This is a genomic window from Streptomyces clavuligerus, from assembly GCF_005519465.1.
Taxonomy (GTDB): Bacteria; Actinomycetota; Actinomycetes; order Streptomycetales; family Streptomycetaceae; genus Streptomyces; species Streptomyces clavuligerus.
Window position 1 is genome coordinate 4,110,427 of sequence record NZ_CP027858.1, and the last position, 18,868, is coordinate 4,129,294.

Genomic DNA, 18,868 nt, shown 5'->3' on the forward strand with positions numbered 1-18,868 from the left:
CGCGGACCGTGCCCCCGCGGCGGCAGACTCGGACGGGCCGCGCCGCCCCCTCGGGGCGCTTCCTTCCGGGCGCGTCGACCTTGTGGGCCGCACGCCCCCGACCGCGCCTGAACGACGATCTAGGAGACGACAGTGACAACGGCTGTGACCATTCCCCGCCATGCGGGCGCAGGAGGAGTGACGGCCGTCGCCGCGCGTGGGCGGCAGGTCGTGAAGGCGTACGGGGCGGGGGAGACCCGGGTCGTCGCGCTCGACCATGTCGACGTCGACATCAACCGGGGGCAGTTCACGGCGATCATGGGGCCCTCGGGGTCCGGCAAATCGACGCTGATGCACTGCCTCGCCGGGCTGGACACGGTGACCTCCGGGAAGATCTACCTGGACGACACGGAGATCACGACCCTCAAGGACAAGAGGCTCACCCAGCTCCGCAGGGACCGGATCGGCTTTATCTTCCAGGCGTTCAACCTGCTGCCGACGCTCAACGCGCTGGAGAACATCACGCTCCCGATGGACATCGCCGGCCGCAAGCCGGACGCCGCCTGGCTGAACCGGGTGGTGGAGACGGTGGGCCTGGCGGAGCGGCTGAAGCACCGGCCCACGCAGCTCTCCGGTGGTCAGCAGCAGCGCGTGGCCGTCGCGCGGGCGCTCGCCGCGCGGCCGGAGATCATATTCGGGGACGAGCCCACGGGGAACCTGGACTCCCGCGCGGGCGCCGAAGTACTCGGCTTTCTGCGGCAGTCGGTGGACGAGCTGGGGCAGACCATCGTCATGGTCACACATGACCCGGTCGCCGCCTCCTACGCGGACCGCGTGCTCTACCTCGCGGACGGACGGATCGTCGACGAGATGTTCCGGCCCACCGCGGAGGCCGTGCTCGACCGGATGAAGGACTTCGACGCCCGGGGGCGTACCTCGTGACCGTGCTCAAGACCTCCCTGCGTAACTTCTTCGCGCACAAGGGAAGAATGGCGCTCTCGGCGGTGGCGGTGCTGCTGTCCGTGGCCTTCGTGTCGGGGACGCTCGTCTTCACCGACACCATGAACACCACGTTCGACAAGCTCTTCGCCGTCACCTCGACCGATGTGAAGATCACGCCGAAGGAGAAGGAGGACGACGGCTTCGCCTCGCAGACGGGGAAGCCCGACACCCTGCCCGCCTCCACCCTCGCGCAGGTGCGCAAGGTCGAGGGGGTCGCGTTCGCCGAGGGCGCCGTCTCCCTGGACAGCGTCACCGTCGTCGACAAGGAGAACAAGAGCCTCGGCCCCACCGGCGGCGCCCCCACCGTCGTGGGCAACTGGACCCGCAACGACCTGCGGGCCATGGAGATCGGCTCCGGCCACGCCCCGCGCGGCCCCACCGAGATGATGGTCGACCGGCAGACCGCCGACAAGCAGAAGCTGAGGATCGGCGACGAACTGCGCACGATCTCCGCCGTCGGTGACCACCGCGCCCGGATCTCCGGCATCGTCGACATCAAGGTGACCAACCCCGGTGCCGCGCTCTTCTTCTACGACACCCCCACCGCGCAGCGCGAACTGCTGGGCACGGAGGGCCTGTTCACCTATATCGACATCACCGCCGCCGGTGGTGTCACCGACGAGCAGCTCAAGAAGCGGGTCGCCGGGGCCCTCGGCGGGGACCTCAAGATCCTGACCGCGAAGGAGCAGACCGACGAGGGCCGTGCGGATGTCGCGGAGTTCCTGGACGTGATGCGGTACGCGATGCTCGGCTTCGCCGGGATCGCCTTCCTCGTGGGCATCTTCCTGATCGTCAACACCTTCTCCATGCTGGTGGCCCAGCGCACCCGGGAGATCGGTCTGATGCGGGCCATCGGCTCCAGCCGTCAGCAGGTCAACCGGTCCGTGCTGGTCGAATCCCTCTTCCTCGGCATCGTGGGCTCGGTGGCGGGCGTCGCCGCCGGTGTCGGGCTCGCCGTCGGGCTGATGGAGATGATGGGCGCGGTGGGCATGAGTCTGTCCACCGAGGATCTGACGGTGAAGTGGACCACCCCGGCCGTCGGGCTCGTCCTCGGCGTCGTCGTCACCGTCGTCGCCGCGTATGTCCCCGCCCGCCGGGCCGGGAAGGTCTCCCCGATGGCGGCCCTGCGGGACGCGGGCACCCCCGCCGACGGCCGCTCCGGCTGGGTACGGGCCTCGATCGGGCTGCTGCTGACGGGTGCCGGCGCCGCCGCGCTGAGCGTCACCACCCAGGTCGAGAAGGCGGCCGACGGCTCGCTCTTCCTCGGTGTCGGGATCTTCCTCACCCTGCTCGGCTTCGTGGTCTTCGGCCCCGTGCTCGCCGGAGTGGTGGTCCGGGCGCTCAGCGCCGTCGTCCTGCGGTTCTTCGGCCCCGTGGGCCGGATGGCCGAGCGCAACGCCCTGCGCAACCCGCGCCGTACCGGTGCCACCGGCACCGCGCTGATGATCGGCCTGGCCCTGGTGGCCTGCCTCTCCGTGGTCGGCGCCTCGATGGTCGCCTCGGCCAACAAGGAAGTGGACCGCAGCGTCGGCGCGGACTTCATCATCCAGACCGGCACCGGCCAGCCCGTGCTGCCGCAGGCCCGCGAGGCTCTGGCGCGCGCCGAGGGCATCGGCCACATCACCGACGTCCGGCTGGTGCAGGCGGAGATCACCGCCCCGGACGGCAGGACGGCCAAGGAGTCCCTGGTCGCCACCGACCCGACCTATCCGAAGGACCTGCGCCGGGAGATGACCGAGGGCGACCAGTCCTCCGCCTACGGCAAGGACGCGATCGTCATCGGCGACGAGTACGCCAAGAAGCACAAGGTGAAGGTCGGCGACACCCTCACCGTCGACTTCGCGGAGGGCGCCGGGGCGCCCGCCCGGCTGAAGGTCACCGGTATCGCGTCCGACGACAGCTCCATGGACCAGGGCGCGAAGTACATCAGCACCGAGACCGCCCGGAGCCACATACCGGCGGAGAAGTTCCCGCTGAGCTTCATGGTCCTGGCCGCCGCCGAGGACGGGCAGCAGAAGCGGGCGCAGGAGGCGCTGAAGACCTCGCTCGCGGAGTACCCCCAGTACAAGGTGCGCGACCAGACGGACTTCAAGGAGGACCTCCAGGCGCAGATCGACACCCTGCTCAACATCGTCTACGGGCTGCTGGCGCTCGCGATCGTCGTCGCCGTCCTCGGTGTGGTGAACACCCTGGCCCTGTCGGTGGTCGAGCGCACCCGCGAGATCGGGCTGCTGCGGGCGATCGGGCTCTCCCGCCGCCAACTGCGCCGCATGATCCGGCTGGAGTCCGTCGTCATCGCGCTCTTCGGCGCTCTGCTCGGTCTCGGGCTGGGCCTGGGCTGGGGCACCGCGGCCCAGCAGCTCCTGGCGCTCGAAGGACTCAAGGTCCTGGAGATCCCCTGGCCGACGATCAGCGCGGTCTTCGTCGGATCGGCGTTCGTGGGCCTGATCGCCGCGCTGGTGCCCGCCTTCCGGGCCGGACGGATGAACGTCCTGAACGCCATCGCGACGGACTGACCGGCGGTCGGGGCCCCACCGGCCAGGGGCCCGGCCGAACGGGGGATCGTCCGGCCGGAGGAACGGCCCGCCCGTGCCGCGCGGCACGGGCGGGGGACGGGGGAGACGGGGGTGGCCCCGGGGGTTCTGCGGGGACCCCCGGGGCCATCCCCGTTCCCGCGCGGAGCCCCGCCGGGCCGCCCCGGCGGGGCTCAGGGGGACGGTGTCGGCGGCATCGTCGGTGTCGGCGGGGCCCCGGGACCCGTGCCGGTGGGCGCGGGCGGGGTGGGCTCCGGGGGCGGGGAGACGGCGGGCTGTCGCGGCCCGGTCGTCGCGGGCGGCGGGTCCCCCGACGGTGCTCCCGACGGTACGGCCGGTGGGGAGACGGCGGCCGGAGGGGACGCCGGGACCCCGGCCCCGTCCGGCCCGCGCAGCGAGAACGCGGCCACCGCGCCCGTCACGGCGAGCGCGCAGACCACCCCGGCGGTCCCCGCCGCGCGCAGGCGCCGCCGCCGGATGCCCCGTTCCCTGACCCGGGGCGCGGCCGGTGGGACGATCCGGGCGCCCCCCGCCGCCGCGGCCTGCTTCAGTGCCCTGGCCAGCGCCTCGTCGTCCGGGCTCCAGGGCTCGGCGGGTGCGAGCGGTGCCGTGCATCCGGCAGATCCGGCAGATCCGGCGGATCTGCCGGATCCGGTGAATCGGGCGGAGCGGGTGGATTCAGTGGATCGGGTGGAATCGGTGGGTCGCGGTTCCTCAGACACCGTGTTCCTCCTCGGGGACGAGGTGGGGCCGCAGCGCGGCCCTGGCGCGGAAGAGATGGGTCTTGACGGTGCCCGCCGAGATACCGGTCTCGGCGGCCACCTGTTCCACACTGAGGTCGCACACATAGTGGAGGACGGCCATCCGCCGCTGGCGTTCCGGCAGGGTGCGCAGGGCCGAGACCAGCGACACGGTCCCGGGGTCCGGCGCGGGCGAGGCGGCCGGTGCCCCGCCGTCCCGCAGCCGCCAGGCCGCAGCCGCCCGGCCGCGCCGCCGCCAGCGGCTCACCGCGAGCCGCCAGGCGACCGTGCGAATCCATGCCTCGGGCCCCGCGTCCCGTTCCAGGGCGGCCCGCCGGGACCAGCCCCGGACGAACGCCTCCTGGACCACGTCCTGGGCCTCGTGGAGATCGCCGGTCATCAGATACACCTGACCGACCAGGTGTTTCACGGAGTGCGTGTAGAACTCCTCGAACTCCTCGTCGGTCAAGGCGGCGGCTCCTGGCTGGGCTGGGCTGGGTATCCGAGGTGACCAGAGGTGTCCGAGGTGAAGGAGATACCCGGGATACCGGAGGTACCGTGCCCCACCCTGCCGTACGCCCGGTACGCCCTCCCACGCCGGGTACGCCCGACACCGTCGCACAGGGTTGACGCGAAGGCCGTCCGGCCCCGGCCGGGCCCGCCGGTGCGGAGGCGGCCCCGAGCCGTCCGGGCGTACGCTGGAACCCCCGGCCCGTCAGACGTGTCGGGCCGTTCGCGTTGCCCGGTGCGATCCGGCGCGATCGCGATCGCGTTGCCAGTGCCACCCACTCCCCGGGACGGAAAGCCTTTCATGAGCCTGCACGGTCTGCTCGATGCCGTCGTACGTGATCCCGCGCTCGCGGAGGCGGTGGAAGCCGCCCGGGGCGGCACCCGGACCCACGTCGACCTGGTCGGACCGCCCGCCGCCCGCCCCTTCGCGGTGGCCGCGCTGGCCCGGGAGGCCGGTCGCCCGGTGCTCGCCGTGACCGCGACCGGCCGGGAGGCCGAGGATCTGGCGGCGGCCCTGCGCTCGCTGCTGCCCGAGGAGGGCGTGGCCGAGTACCCCGCCTGGGAGACCCTGCCGCACGAACGGCTCTCCCCCCGCTCCGACACCGTCGGCCGCCGCCTGGCGGTGCTGCGCCGACTGGCCCACCCCGCGGCGGACGACCCGGCGGCGGGCCCCGTCTCCGTTGTCGTCGCGCCCATCCGTTCCGTACTGCAACCGCAGGTCAAGGGGTTGGGCGAGCTGGTGCCCGTCGCCCTGCGCACCGGGCAGCAGGCCGATCTCGACGAGGTCGTGGACGCGCTGGCCGCCGCCGCGTACTCCCGGGTGGAGCTGGTCGAGAAGCGCGGCGAGTTCGCCGTGCGCGGCGGCATCCTGGATGTCTTCCCGCCCACCGAGGAACACCCCCTGCGGGTCGAGTTCTGGGGCGACGACATCGAGGAGATCCGCTACTTCAAGATCGCCGACCAGCGTTCCCTCGAAGTCGCCGAGCATGGGCTGTGGGCCCCGCCCTGCCGTGAGCTGCTGCTGACGGACGAGGTGCGCCGCCGGGCCGCCGAGCTGGCCGAGGCCCACCCCGAGCTGGGCGAACTCCTCGGCAAGATCTCCGAGGGGATCGCCGTCGAGGGCATGGAGTCCCTGGCCCCCGTGCTCGTCGACGAGATGGAGCTGCTGCTCGACGTGCTTCCCACGGGCTCGATGGCCGTGGTCTGCGACCCGGAGCGGGTCCGTACCCGGGCCGCCGACCTCGTCGCCACCAGCCAGGAGTTCCTCCAGGCGTCCTGGGCGGCCACGGCGGGCGGCGGCGAGGCCCCGATCGATGTGGGCGCGGCCTCCCTCCGGTCCATCGCCGACGTCCGCGACCGCGCCCGTGAGCTGGGCATGATGTGGTGGTCGGTGTCCCCGTTCGCCGCCGACGAGGAAGGCGGCCGGGACACGCTCACCCTCGGCCTGAACGCCCCCGAGTCCTACCGGGGCGACACCGCCCGCGCGCTCGCCGACACCAAGGGCTGGCTCGCCGACGGCTGGCGCACGGTCTTCGTCACCGAGGCCCACGGCCCGGCCGCCCGCACCGTGGAGGTGCTGAGCGGCGAGGGCGTGCCCGCCCGGCTGGACGCCGGGACCGGCGAGATCCCCGCCGCCGTGGTCCAGGTGGTCTGCGGCTCCATCGACTACGGCTTCACCGCCCCCGGGCTGCGGCTCGCCGTCCTCACCGAGACCGACCTGTCCGGGCAGAAGGCGGCGGGCAAGGACGGCCAGCGGATGCCGACCCGGCGCCGCAAGACCATCGACCCGCTCACCCTGGAGACCGGCGACTACATCGTCCACGAGCAGCACGGCGTGGGCCGCTACATCGAGATGGTGCAGCGCACCGTCCAGGGCGCGACCCGCGAGTATCTGGTGGTGGAGTACGCCCCGGCCAAGCGCGGCCAGCCCGGCGACCGGCTCTACATCCCCACCGACCAGTTGGAGCAGATCACCAAGTACGTCGGCGGCGAGGCCCCGACCCTGCACCGCCTCGGCGGCGCCGACTGGACCAAGACCAAGGCGCGCGCCAAGAAGGCGGTCAAGGAGATCGCCGCCGATCTGATCAAGCTCTACTCGGCCCGGATGGCGGCCCCGGGCCACGCCTTCGGCCCGGACACCCCCTGGCAGCGGGAGCTGGAGGACGCCTTCCCGTACGCGGAGACGCCCGACCAGCTCTCCACCATCGCCGAGGTCAAGGAGGACATGGAGAAGACCGTCCCCATGGACCGTCTGATCTGCGGCGACGTCGGCTACGGCAAGACGGAGATCGCGGTGCGGGCCGCGTTCAAGGCGGTCCAGGACGGCAAGCAGGTCGCTGTCCTCGTCCCGACCACCCTGCTGGTGCAGCAGCACTACGGCACCTTCTCCGAGCGGTACGGACAGTTCCCGGTGAACGTCCGGGCGCTCTCCCGCTTCCAGACGGACACCGAGGCGAAGGCGACCCTGGAGGGGCTGAAGGACGGCGCCGTCGACATCGTCATCGGCACCCACCGCCTCTTCTCCTCCGAGACCAAGTTCAAGGACCTCGGGCTGGTCATCGTCGACGAGGAGCAGCGCTTCGGCGTCGAGCACAAGGAGCAGCTCAAGAAGTTGCGCGCCAACGTCGACGTGCTGACGATGTCCGCGACGCCGATCCCGCGCACGCTGGAGATGGCGGTGACCGGCATCCGCGAGATGTCGACGATCACCACCCCGCCGGAGGAGCGCCACCCGGTGCTCACCTTCGTCGGCCCGTACGAGGAGAAGCAGATCGGCGCGGCCATCCGGCGCGAACTGCTCCGGGAGGGCCAGGTCTTCTACATCCACAACCGGGTCGAGTCCATCGACCGGGCGGCGGCCCGGCTGCGGGAGATCGTCCCCGAGGCGCGGATCGCGACCGCCCACGGCCAGATGTCGGAGTCGGTCCTCGAACAGGTCGTCGTGGACTTCTGGGAGAAGAAGTTCGACGTCCTGGTCTCGACGACGATCGTGGAGTCCGGGATCGACATCTCCAACGCCAACACGCTGATCGTGGAACGCGGCGACAACTTCGGCCTGTCCCAGCTCCACCAGTTGCGCGGCCGGGTGGGCCGGGGCCGTGAGCGCGGCTACGCCTACTTCCTCTACCCGCCGGAGAAGCCGCTCACGGAGACCGCGCACGAACGGCTCGCGACGATCGCCCAGCACACCGAGATGGGCGCGGGGATGTATGTCGCGATGAAGGACCTGGAGATCCGGGGCGCGGGCAATCTGCTCGGCGGGGAGCAGTCCGGGCATATCGCCGGGGTCGGTTTCGATCTGTACGTCCGGATGGTCGGGGAAGCGGTCGCCGACTACCGGGCCTCCCTCGAAGGCGGGGCCGAGGAGGAGCCGCCGCTGGAGGTCAAGATCGAGCTTCCGGTGGACGCCCATGTGCCGCACGACTACGCGCCCGGCGAGCGGCTGCGGCTCCAGGCGTACCGCTCGATCGCCTCGGCCAACACCGAGGAGGACATCAAGGCGGTACGGGAGGAGCTGACCGACCGTTACGGCAAGCTGCCGGAGCCGGTGGAGAATCTGCTGCTGGTGGCGGGGCTGCGGATGCTGGCGCGGGCCTGCGGGGTCGGCGAGATCGTGCTCCAGGGGAGCAATATCCGCTTCGCCCCGGTGGAGCTGCGGGAGTCGCAGGAGCTGCGGCTCATGCGGCTGTACCCCCGTACGGTGATCAAGTCCGCGACCGGTCAGGTGCTGGTGCCCCGGCCCACCACGGGGAAGATCGGCGGCAAGCCGGTGGTGGGCCGGGAGCTGCTCGCCTGGACCGGTGAGTTCCTGACGACGGTCCTGGGGTCGTGACGCGGGCCCCGAAGGGGGAACGAGGGCCCGCACGGTGTGCTGTGCGATGACGGCCGGACCCGGCGGCGGTGCGGTGACGCCGTACCCGGCGGCGGTGCGTGACGGCCGTGGCCGGGACGGCGTCGCGGTGACGACGGTGCGGTGACGGCCGTGCGGTGACGAGGGGCGGCGGTCCGCGTCTGTGCTGACGCGGACCGCCGCCCCTCTTTCTCTCCCTGCCGCTAGAGCTTCAGCTCCCACTGCGAGGCGTCGTGGTCGAAGCCGGGCGTGACCTCCAGGGTGAGGTCCCGGGCGTCGCCGGGCGCCGAGAAGCCGAAGGTCGCGGTCGCCTTCTTGCCCGGTGCCAGGGTGCCGCTGAAGCCATTGCCGACCGAGCCGTCGAAGATCTGCTCGGCGGTGACCCCCTCGGCGCCCGCGCGGGCCTCCACCATCAGCAGCGCGGTGTCGAACTTCTTCGTGCCGGTGTTCTCGACGGTGATGGTGATCCTGTACGCCTTGTTGCCTTCGGCGTGCCCGGCGGCGTACTCGTCCGGCGTGAAGTCCTGCGGCTTGGCGGTGGTGACCTTGAGCCCGTCCGGGTACGAGGCGGAGTCGCCCGCCGTGAGCGCGGAGTCCCCCTTCTTCTCCGTCCCCTTGGCTTTGTCCTTGCCGTCCGCGCCGTCCGCGCCGTCCTTGCCGCCGGGGCCGGAGTCGGCGCCGGGCTCCTTGGAGGCCGACTGACCGGTGGTGATCTTGTCGATGTCGTCCACCGCGTCGTCCACCGCCTTGAACGTGATCACGGCCCCGGCCACGCCCGCGACCATCGCCACCAGACCGAGCAGCGCGCCGGCGAGGGCCACCTTCCGGTTGTCCGCCTCGCCGCGCTTGGCCCGGGCCCGGCCGCTCAGCCCCAGGATCAGGGCGATCAGCCCCAGGGTGCCGCCGAGCCAGAACAACAGCGGGATCAGCCCGCTGATCGCTCCGATCAGTCCCAGGACGAGAGCCGCGGTCCCCAGCCCGTTGCGCATCCGCCGGGGCGGCGCCGGGGGCTGTCCGAACGACGGCCCGGCGGGCTGCTGCCCGTACGGCTGCTGTGCCCCGTGGGTCTGCTGGGTCCCGCTGCCGTAGGGGTCGTACGGCTGCTGCGGCGTGGAGTGGGACATGAGTGGTGCCCTCCCGGACATGCGGTGTGATCGGGACCCGCTGGGAGCCCCCCGTGGTGACGGGTCAATAAGAGCATGAGCTGTGAACCGAGTCAACACGAGTTCACGGGATTGGATTCATCCACACTGTGAAAGGGTCTCTGCCGCGTGCCGCGCTATGCTCGACCGGGCACGGACGGTTTCGGCCACCGGGCGACCAGCGATGACGAGCAGGCATCAGCGGACCGCCCAAGGGACGGACCGCTCAAGGGCCGGACCACCCAAGGGCCGGAGAGCCGGACCGCCGACAGCCGGACAGGCAGCCCGACGGCCGCGGACACGGGGCCACGGCCACCACCGGCACGGGACCACGGACACAGGCCACAGGCCACGGACACACACCCACGGAGGCGGGCAGGTGCCGGAGAACGCGAACGAGGTGACCGCGGCCGGGATCGCGCGGCTGGCGGGCGTCGGACGGGCCGCCGTCAGCAACTGGCGCCGCCGCCACGCCGACTTCCCCAAACCCGTCGGCGGCACCGAGACCAGCCCCGCGTTCGCCCTCGCCGAGATCGAACGCTGGCTGCGCGAGCAGGGAAAGCTCGCCGAGGTCCCGCTCCGCGAACGGGTCTGGCAGCAGCTCGCCGCACCCACCGCCCCCGACACCACCGCCACCGCGCTCATGCGCACCGGCTGCGCCCTGCTCCTCCTCCAGGCCCGCCCCGCGCTCTGGCGCGAACTGACCGCCGCCGATGACGAGCGGATGGCCGAACTCCTCCCCACCGCACTGGAGCAGACACTCACCGCACGCTTCGGCGCGGACCGCACCGAGCTGTTCCGCTCCGCGTTCCCGGGCGGCGGGCGCCCCGCCCCCGGGTCCATGCCGCTGCTGCGCTCCGCCGCCGAACTCGCCGCCGACATCGGCCCCCACGACGCCTACGCCTTCCTCTACGGCCGCCACCTCGACGCCAACCTCCGGCAGTACACGCTCACCCCGCCCGGCCCCGCCGCCCTGATGGCCGCGATCGCCGTGCCCGACGAGGGCGCGACCGTGCTCGACCCGGCCGCCGGGGCGGGCGGGCTGCTCGCCGCCGTCCCCGCCCCCCGGGCCCTCCTCGCCCAGGACACCGACCCCGATCTGACCGCGCTCGCCGCGCTCCGGCTCGCCCTCGGCACCGACGCCGCCGTGAGCGCCCGCTCCGGCGACTCCCTGCGCGCCGACGCCTTCCCCGGCGCCGAGGCCGACGCCGTCCTCACCCACCCCCCGTTCAACGAACGCCACTGGGGCCACGAGGAACTGGCCTACGACCCACGCTGGGAGTACGGCCTCCCGGCCCGTACCGAGTCCGAACTCGCCTGGGTGCAGCACGCGCTGGCCCGGCTGCGGCCCGGCGGCACCGCCGTCGTGCTCATGCCGCCCGCCGCCGCCTCCCGCCGCTCGGGCCGCCGGGTCCGCGCCGGGCTGCTGCGCCGGGGCGCGCTGCGGGCCGTCGTCGCGCTGCCCGCCGGAGCCGCGCCGCCGTACGGCATCCCGCTCCATCTGTGGGTGCTGCGCAGACCGGAGCCGGGCCGGACCCCCGCGCCCGATGTGCTCTTCGTCGACACCGCCGAACTGTCCGGCGCGAGCGGCGGACGGGACCGGCTGGACTGGACCGCCGTACGGAACGCGGTCCTCGACGCCTGGCGCCCCTTCGCCGCCGCCGACACCGACGACCGGCCGGCGGCGGAGACCGGGTCCGGCGCCGGGCCCGGCGTCAGCCGCCGCGTCCCCGTCATCGAACTCCTCGACGACGACGTGGACCTCGCGCCCGCCCGCCATGTCCCGCCGCCCGCCGCCGGGGGCGACGCCGCCGATCTGCTCGCCGTCCGCGACCACCTCGCCGAGACGCTGCGGCTCACCGCCGAGCTGACCCCCGTGCCCCCCGCCCCGGACCGGCCCGCGCCCTGGCCCCTCACCACCGTCGGTGAACTGGCCCGCGCCCGGGCGCTGCTGCTCCGCGTCGGCACCGCCCAGCCCGGCTCGGGAACGGTCCCCGCGGGCGGGCCCGGCACGGCCGGGGACACCGTCCTCACCGAACAGGACGTCCTCACCGGAGCGCCCCCGTCCGGCGCCCTGCCCGACCGCGACCGCGACGGCGACCTCGCGGCCGGTACCGGTACCGGTACCGGTACCGGCACCGGCTCCGGTACCGGCACGGGCGGCGACGACGGTCTGGTCCGGGTCGCGGCGGGTGACGTCGTCGTCCCCGTGCTCGGCGGCGGCTCCGTCGTCCGGGTCGTCGACGAGTCCACCGCCGGGGCCGTGCTCGGCCGCAACCTCCATCTGCTGCGCCCCGAGCCCGACGCGCTCGACCCCTGGTTCCTCGCCGGTTTCCTCCGGGGCACCGCCAACACCCGGCAGGCCAGCAGCCACGCCTCCACCGCGACCCGGCTCGACGTCCGCAGGCTGCAACTGCCCCGGCTGCCCCTGGACGACCAGCGGCGCTACGGGGAACGCTTCCGCGCGCTCGCCGCGTTCGAGGACGCGCTGCGGCTCGCGGGACGGCTCGGCGAACGGCTGGTGCAGGGCCTGTTCGACGGTCTGACGGACGGCACCGTACCCCCCGGCTGACGCCCTTCCACCCCGTCCCGCCGCCCGGCGCGGTGCCCCGCGGACCGCGACGGGACCGGAGCGGTCCACGGTGCCCCGCGCCATCCCGTGCAACCAGGAAGACCCCACGCCGGTCGGTGTATACGCTCATCCCCTGTTCAGCTTGTCAGCTCTGTCCCCAGGCCATCAGGAGCAGGAATGCACGGCCCCGGCCACGCCCCGCCCCACCCCGGCCGCCGCCGCCCGGCGACCGCGACGCTCTATGTGCTGCGCGGCCTCCTCGTGCTGCTCTCCGTCGTCAGCTTCGGCATCCTCTCCTGGGCCGCGATGCTGCGGGTCGCCGTCCTGCGCCGCCGCAGGCTGGACTGGGTGCTCTTCTGGATCTCCCTCGCCCTCGCGGTCGCCTTCTTCGTCATGGCCGCCGAGATCGGCGAGCAGACCGGGCAGCCCGAGGGCGGGGAGCAGGAGCAGGAGACGGCGACCGGGTTCGAACTCGCCCTGATCCTCACGATGGTGGCCGTGGCGATCGCCGCCCCCGTGCACTATCTCTTCGCCGACATCCGGCACTTCCAGCAGTTCGACCAGGCCCCCGGGCACGGACCGCTGCCGGGCACGCCGCCCCTGCCGCCGTACACCGCCACCGCGCCCGCCGCCCACGGCTACGGCCCGCCGCCGTCCGCGCCCGGCTACGGATATCCGCCGCCCGCGCCCGGCTACGGCTACCCGCACCGGCAGCCGCCCGCCGCCCCGTCCCCGTACACCGCGGCGGCGCCCGCCCCCCGGCCCGCGCCGCCGCACACGCCCCCGCCGCCGCCCGTCCCCGCGTCCGAGACCCCCCGGATCGACCAGGTCCGGGCCGAGCTGGACGAGCTGAGCGACTACCTCCGCAGAGAGCAGGGCCGGTGAACGGGCGTGTCGTCGCGGGCCGCTACGAACTGTCCACCGTCATCGGACAGGGCGGCATGGGCCAGGTGTGGACCGGATACGACGGCCGGCTCGACCGCCGCGTCGCCGTCAAACTCCTGCGCCCCGACCGGATGGCCGCGGGCACCGGCGCCGACGAGATGCGCCGCCGTTTCATCCGCGAGTGCCGGGTGACCGCCCAGGTCTGCCACCCCGGCCTGGTCACCGTCCACGACGCGGGCAGCGACGGCGACGACCTCTACCTCGTCATGCAGTACGTCGAGGGCGCCGACCTCGCCGACCACCTCGCCGAACACGAGCCCTACCCCTGGCCGTGGGCGGTCTCCGTCGCCGCCCAGCTCTGCGCCGTCCTCGCCGCCGTCCACGCGGTGCCGATCGTCCACCGCGACCTCAAACCCCGCAATGTGATGGTCAAACCCGACGGCACGATCACCGTGCTCGACCTCGGTGTCGCCTCCGTCATCGACAGGGACACCACCCGCCTCACCCACACCGGGTCCCCCATCGGCAGCCCCGCGTACATGGCCCCCGAACAGGCCATGGGCGGCGCCGTCGGCCCCTACACCGATCTGTACGCGCTCGGCGTGCTGCTCCATGAACTCCTCAGCGGCTCCGTCCCCTTCGCCGGGTCCACCGCGCTCGGGGTCCTCCACCGCCATCTGTACGAGCCGCCGGTGCCGGTGCGCCGCGCCCGGCCCGGCATACCCGAGGCGCTGGAGACGCTGGTGCTGCGGCTGCTCGCGAAGGACCCCCAGCACCGCCCGTCCGGCGCGCCGGAGGTGTACGAGGCGCTGGCGCCGCTGCTGCCCACGCGCGGCGCGCCCGTCGGCGACCCCCGCGACCCCCGCGATCCGGGGGTGCCCCCGGGCCGTCCGCTCGACCCCGCGCGGCCCTTCCTCCGCCCCTTCGCCCCCTGGCCGGACCGGGCCCCGGCGACCGCGACCGCGCCCGTGCGGCCCGTCCCCGCGGAGCAGCCGCCCCCGGTGCCCCGGCTCGATGTGGCCGCCGCCGTGGACGAGGTCAAACGCCTGCTCGGCGAGGGCGGCATCACCCAGGCCGTGGACCTCCTCGGCGGCATCCTCCCTGCCGCGGCGGCCGAACACGGCGAGAGCTCCCCCGTCGTCCGGATTCTGCGCAAGCAGTACGCCAGCACCCTGATGGACGACGGCCAGTACCGCAGGGCCCTGCCCGAGTTGCGCCGGCTCGCCGAGGAACGCGCCGCCGAGGCGGGCGCGGCCGACCCGCAGACCCTTCAGTTCCGCTACGACGCCGCCCACTGCCTGGAACAGCTCGGCCAGCCCGCGGCGGCCCTCGCGGAGTACCGCGCGCTGCTCCCGTTCCATCAGAACGGCTCCGACCCCGCCCGTGCCTTCGACATCCGGCACCGGATCGGGAATCTGCTGCTCGCCCTCGGCGACCACACCGGCGGCCGGAGCCAGCTCCAGTCGCTGCTGTACGACGCCGAACGCGGCTACGGGCCCTACCACCCGCTCGCGGGGGAACTCCGCCGGGCCCTCGACCACCAGCAGCGGTTCGACACGACCTAGCGCGAGGCGCGGCCGGGCGGTGGACCCCCGGCGTCCGACGGGAGGTGGCGGACGCCGGGGGAGTATCGGGACCGGACTACGGCCGCGTGTAGGTGGTGAAGTTGCCGAACGCGGAGCCCAGCGCGGTGCCCGGGGCCGCCGGGGCGCCGACCGTGCCGTTGCCGAACAGCAGCCCGCCGGTGGTGAGCGGGCCGGTGGCGGAGCCCTTGAGGACCCAGACCGCGCCCGCGCCCTGGTCCTCGCCGGTGCCGCCGACGACCAGCTCGGGACGGCTGTCGCCGTTGAGGTCGAGCAGGCCCGTGGCGGAGCCGAAGCCGTCGTTCGCCTCGGTGGCGCCCGGGATGCCCGCGGTGCTCTGGGTGAAGACCTTCGCCCCGGTGGCGGTCGGGCCCGTCGCCGAGCCGCGCAGGACCATCACGGCACCGGCCTTCTGCGCGTTGTCCACGGCCTTGCCCGGGATGCCCGTCGCGATGTCCCCGTAGCCGTCGCCGTCGACATCGGCCACCGAGACACCGGAGCCGAAGTACTCCTTCCAGTCGGCGGTGCCCGGCACCCCGTTGGTGTCCTGCGTGAACGCGACGGCCTTCGCCCCGACCGCGCCCTTCGCCGAACCCGGGTAGAAGAGGACCCGGCCGCCCTTGCCACCGGACATGTCGTTCTCGCGGAAGTCGTCCCGGCCGACGACGATGTCCGCGAACCCGTCCTTGTTCACATCCCCGACGTCGACGTTCTCGCCGCCCTGGAGATTGAGATCGGACGTCTTGACGAGCTGCGGCGCGGTGGCGGGCCCCTGGGCGGTGCCCGTCCACACGGCCGTCTCCGGGTACTCGTACAGATCGGAGCTGTAGCGCGCGGCGACGAGGTCGGCGCGGCCGTCGCGGTTCACGTCACCGGCGGCGAGATCGGTGATCCGGTAGGGGTCGATGTCGTCGATCAGCGTCGACCCGGCGGCCGAGCCGTCCCGCTGGAACGGGCCCGACAGCACCCGCAGATCGGCCTCGTCGACGCTGGTGGCCACATCGTGGTCGCCGTCCCCGTCGAAGTCGCCCACCGCGACCGAGCCGCCGAGCCCGGCGTGGGCGGCCGTGCCCTCCGCCAGGGTCGCCGCGCCGGACAGGCCCTGCGGCCCGCCCCACAGCACGGTCAGCGAACCGGCGGACGCCCGGCCGGTGCCGAGCTGGTCCCTGTCGGCGCCCACCACCAGATCGGCGTAGCCGTCCCGGTCGAGGTCGGCGCTGGCGATGGCGGAACCGAACCGCTCATCGGCCGCCGCGGTGCCGGGCACACCCGCGCTGTCCTGGTGGAAGAGCTGCTTCTGCGCGGTCAGCGGCTGGGTCTTCGACCCGAACAGCACGGAGACATGACCGGCCTTCGCCGTCGTGCCCGCCGTGCCGCCGGGCGCCGCGACCGCCAGGTCGAGAACACCGTCGCCGTTGAAGTCGTTCGGCTTCGCCACCGCGTTCTTGGGCGCGGCGGGCCGCACGGATTCGGCGGGCGCGGCGAGCGCCAGGGGAGCGGTCAGCGCCGCGGCGGCCATGACGGCGGCGGCGAGTACGGGCCCCCGGGCCAGTCGGTGAGAGGTCATGAGTCAGCCTTTCGGATGTACGGCTGGAGAGGCGCGGAGCGATATGCGTCCGCGCTTCCGGCGGAATCCGCCAGATGTGACTGCTGTGACCCGTGGGACATCGAAAGGGTTGTGCCCGTATCGAGAGACAGCCGAGAGCCGTCGAGAGCCGCCGGGGGACAGCCGGTCGCCGCCGATCGCCGCCGATCGCCGCCGGGGAGCGGCGGACGCGGGCGGATGTGTCACGCTAAGGAGGACCGCACAGACCCAGGGACCGCGCACGGGGGAGTTGGCACCACGATGGCCGTACGGGGGCAGCTGTTCCGTTTCGCGCTGGTGGGAGCGGTGAACACCGGCACCTACTACGGCCTCTATCTGCTCTTCCTGCTGCGGCTGCCCTATGTCGCCGCGCATGTGGCCGCGTTCGCGCTGAGCATGGTGGGTTCCTTCTTCCTCACCTCGTACTTCACCTACCGGACCCGGCCCACCTGGCGGAAGTTCCTGCTCTTCCCGCTCACCAACGCGGCGAACTTCGTCATCACGACGACCGGTGTCTATCTCCTCGTCGACGTGCTGCACTTCGGCAGCCGCTACGCGCCCCTGATCGCCGCTGCCGCCGCCATCCCGGTCACCTTCCTCGTCTCCCGGACGATCATGCTGCGCCCGGACCCGCGCCCGGACGCGCGGACCGGCGCGGACCCCGAGCCGGAGCCCCGTTCCGTACCCGTCTGATCACCTGATCGGAATCAGTGCGGCGGAAGTAGTGGCCGGAGCACCTCCCACTCCCTACCATCGTCACCTCAGGGCTCTTGTGAACCACCGCACAATGTCGGACCGCACATGTCGGGAGGATTCCTTGCACCGCCGCCGTCGCACCGCCATCACCGCATCCGCCGCGCTGCTTCTCGCCACGCCCCTGCTCGCCGCCTGCGGCGACGAGGCCCGCCCCGGCGCTGCCGCCCTCATCGGGGGACAGCGGATCGAGGTGTCCACCGTGCAGGCAGCGGCGAAGGACGTCCGCGCCGCGCAGGCGCGCTCCCCGCACGCCGCCCAGCTCATCAAGGACAGCGGCCAGCTCAGCCGGGCCAAGCTCTACGACTTCATCGTGGACCGGGTCGTGGCCCGGGCGGCCGAGGACGCGGAGGTGAGCGTGACCCGCAAGGAGCTCCAGCAGACCAAGGACGCGCTCGCCCAGCAGTCGGGTGGGGAGCAGGCCCTCACCGCCGCGTACCTCCAGGACCGGGGCGTCGCCCCCGACCAGGTCGACGACGCCGTCCGGCGGGAGATCCTGATCAACAAGCTGGCCCAGTCCCTCGGCGGCACCGGCACCCCCGCCGACCAGAACCGGCTCCAGGAGGCGTTCGTCGCCGCGTCCAAGGCGCTCGACATCGACGTCAATCCGCGCTTCGGCCGCTGGGACGACCAGAAGCTGGAACTCCAGGGCTACCAGGCGCCCTGGATCAAGCAGGTCACCCAGCAGCCGCAGCCGCAGCCCGTCCCGCCCGGCGGCGCGTGACGGGAGGTAGGTTCGAGGGGTGACCACCACCACGCCCCCCGACACCGGCCGTATCGTCCTGCTCACCGCCAGCCACCGGGTGGCGCCCGGGCTGCTGTCCTGGCCCGCCTGGCAGACGCTGCGCGCGGCCGACCGGGTGCTGTGCGCGGACCCCGGCCATCCGCAGCTCCCCTATCTCCGGGAGGCGGGCGTGACGGTGGAGATCGCCGAGCCCACCGCGCGGGAACTGGTCGACGGCTGCGCCCGGGGCGCGACCGTGGTGGTCCTCGCCTGCGGTGAGGGCGACCGAGCCCTCACCGACGGCCTGGCCCGGCTCGCGGGCTCGGGCCGGGAGCGGATGCCCGACCTCGAACTGCTGCCCGGCTCGTACGACCTGCCGGGCAGCCGGTTCCTCGACCTCGTCCAGGTCATGGACCGCATCCGCAGCGAGTGCCCGTGGACCGGCGGACGGACCCACCGGGCGCTCGCCAAGTACGCCATCGAGGAGGCGTACGAGCTGGTCGACGCGATCGAGGACGGGGACCGGGACGATCTGCGGGAGGAACTGGGGGACGTGCTGCTCCAGGTCGTCCTGCACGCGCGGATCGCCGAGGAGGACGAGGAGGCGCCGTTCTCCGTGGACGACGTCACGGGGACGCTGGTGGAGAAGCTGATCCACCGGCATCCGCATGTGTTCGGCGCGGAGCGGGCCGAGACGCCGGACGAGGTGCGGGAGCACTGGCTGCGGACGAAGGCGGAGGAGAAGCGGCGCGCCTCCGTCACCGACGGCATCCCCCAGGGCCAGCCCGCCCTGGCCCTCGCGACAAAGCTCGCCTCCCGCGTCCGCCTCGCGGGTCTCGACGTCCCCCTCCCGGCGGACGGCACCGTCGGCTCCGAACTGCTGGCGCTCGCCGCGCGTGCGGAAGCCTCCGGCATCGACCCGGAAACGGCCCTCCGCGCCACGGCCCGCGCCTACCGCTCCGCGATCCGCGCGACGGAGGCGGAGTCGGAGTCGGAGTCGGCGTAAGCC

Annotated in this window: 13 protein-coding genes; 9 read left to right on the forward strand and 4 right to left on the reverse strand. The window is 73.3% G+C overall.

Annotated features, from left to right (window positions below):
* The first annotated feature begins 132 nt into the window (after positions 1-132).
* Both CRV15_RS17305 and CRV15_RS17310 read left to right on the forward strand, forming a co-directional pair.
* Positions 133-921 (forward strand): ABC transporter ATP-binding protein, encoded by a 789-nt coding sequence (locus tag CRV15_RS17305; RefSeq protein ID WP_003960740.1) that lies wholly within the window; start codon positions 133-135, stop codon positions 919-921.
* Positions 918-3,497, forward strand: a complete 2,580-nt coding sequence (locus CRV15_RS17310) for an ABC transporter permease (protein WP_003953733.1) — start codon at positions 918-920, stop codon at positions 3,495-3,497. Before CRV15_RS17305 ends, CRV15_RS17310 begins: the two co-directional genes overlap by 4 nt.
* A 191-nt stretch (positions 3,498-3,688) precedes the next feature.
* On the opposite strand, the gene CRV15_RS17315 is transcribed toward CRV15_RS17310, so the two are convergent.
* Together CRV15_RS17315 and CRV15_RS17320 are read right to left on the reverse strand one after the other, a co-directional pair.
* Positions 3,689-4,237 (reverse strand): hypothetical protein, encoded by a 549-nt coding sequence (locus CRV15_RS17315; protein ID WP_003960739.1) that lies wholly within the window; start codon positions 4,235-4,237, stop codon positions 3,689-3,691.
* The gene (locus CRV15_RS17320; protein ID WP_003953731.1) at positions 4,230-4,724 is read right to left on the reverse strand and encodes a SigE family RNA polymerase sigma factor; all 495 of its coding nucleotides are present in this window, start codon (positions 4,722-4,724) and stop codon (positions 4,230-4,232) included. The genes CRV15_RS17315 and CRV15_RS17320 overlap by 8 nt, the downstream gene beginning before the upstream one ends.
* Before the next feature lie 342 nt (positions 4,725-5,066).
* Between CRV15_RS17320 and mfd the strand changes: the two genes are divergently transcribed.
* Positions 5,067-8,597: a transcription-repair coupling factor gene (gene mfd / locus CRV15_RS17325; RefSeq protein WP_009996409.1), complete on the forward strand. Its 3,531-nt coding sequence runs from the start codon at positions 5,067-5,069 to the stop codon at positions 8,595-8,597.
* A 221-nt stretch (positions 8,598-8,818) separates the two neighbouring features.
* On the opposite strand, the gene CRV15_RS17330 is transcribed toward mfd, so the two are convergent.
* Positions 8,819-9,739: a DUF4352 domain-containing protein gene (locus CRV15_RS17330; RefSeq protein WP_009996404.1), complete on the reverse strand. Its 921-nt coding sequence runs from the start codon at positions 9,737-9,739 to the stop codon at positions 8,819-8,821.
* Positions 9,740-10,136: 397 nt separating this feature from the next.
* Here CRV15_RS17330 and CRV15_RS17335 point away from each other — a divergent pair, with 397 nt between their 5' ends.
* From CRV15_RS17335 to CRV15_RS17345, 3 genes are all read left to right on the forward strand, one after another.
* The gene (locus tag CRV15_RS17335; RefSeq protein WP_009996402.1) at positions 10,137-12,329 is read left to right on the forward strand and encodes an N-6 DNA methylase; all 2,193 of its coding nucleotides are present in this window, start codon (positions 10,137-10,139) and stop codon (positions 12,327-12,329) included.
* Positions 12,330-12,506: 177 nt separating this feature from the next.
* A complete protein-coding gene (locus tag CRV15_RS17340; RefSeq protein WP_003960735.1) occupies positions 12,507-13,214 on the forward strand; it encodes a hypothetical protein in 708 nt (235 codons plus the stop codon).
* Positions 13,211-14,779 carry a serine/threonine-protein kinase gene (locus CRV15_RS17345; protein ID WP_003960734.1) on the forward strand — a complete coding sequence of 523 codons (1,569 nt, stop codon included), beginning with the start codon at positions 13,211-13,213 and terminating at the stop codon, positions 14,777-14,779. The genes CRV15_RS17340 and CRV15_RS17345 overlap by 4 nt, the downstream gene beginning before the upstream one ends.
* A gap of 76 nt (positions 14,780-14,855) precedes the next feature.
* Here the strand turns inward: CRV15_RS17345 and CRV15_RS17350 are convergent, their stop codons facing one another.
* Positions 14,856-16,364 carry an FG-GAP-like repeat-containing protein gene (locus CRV15_RS17350; RefSeq protein ID WP_003957414.1) on the reverse strand — a complete coding sequence of 503 codons (1,509 nt, stop codon included), beginning with the start codon at positions 16,362-16,364 and terminating at the stop codon, positions 14,856-14,858.
* 279 nt (positions 16,365-16,643) lie between these two features.
* Between CRV15_RS17350 and CRV15_RS17355 the strand changes: the two genes are divergently transcribed.
* The 3 genes from CRV15_RS17355 (at position 16,644) to CRV15_RS17365 (ending at position 18,865) form a co-directional block, all read left to right on the forward strand.
* Positions 16,644-17,075, forward strand: a complete 432-nt coding sequence (locus tag CRV15_RS17355) for a GtrA family protein (protein ID WP_003957415.1) — start codon at positions 16,644-16,646, stop codon at positions 17,073-17,075.
* 124 nt (positions 17,076-17,199) lie between these two features.
* Entirely contained in the window at positions 17,200-17,859 is a 660-nt protein-coding gene (locus tag CRV15_RS17360; RefSeq protein WP_003957416.1) for a SurA N-terminal domain-containing protein, read from the forward strand.
* Positions 17,860-17,878: 19 nt separating this feature from the next.
* The gene (locus CRV15_RS17365; RefSeq protein ID WP_003957417.1) at positions 17,879-18,865 is read left to right on the forward strand and encodes a nucleoside triphosphate pyrophosphohydrolase; all 987 of its coding nucleotides are present in this window, start codon (positions 17,879-17,881) and stop codon (positions 18,863-18,865) included.
* Positions 18,866-18,868 lie beyond the last annotated feature (3 nt).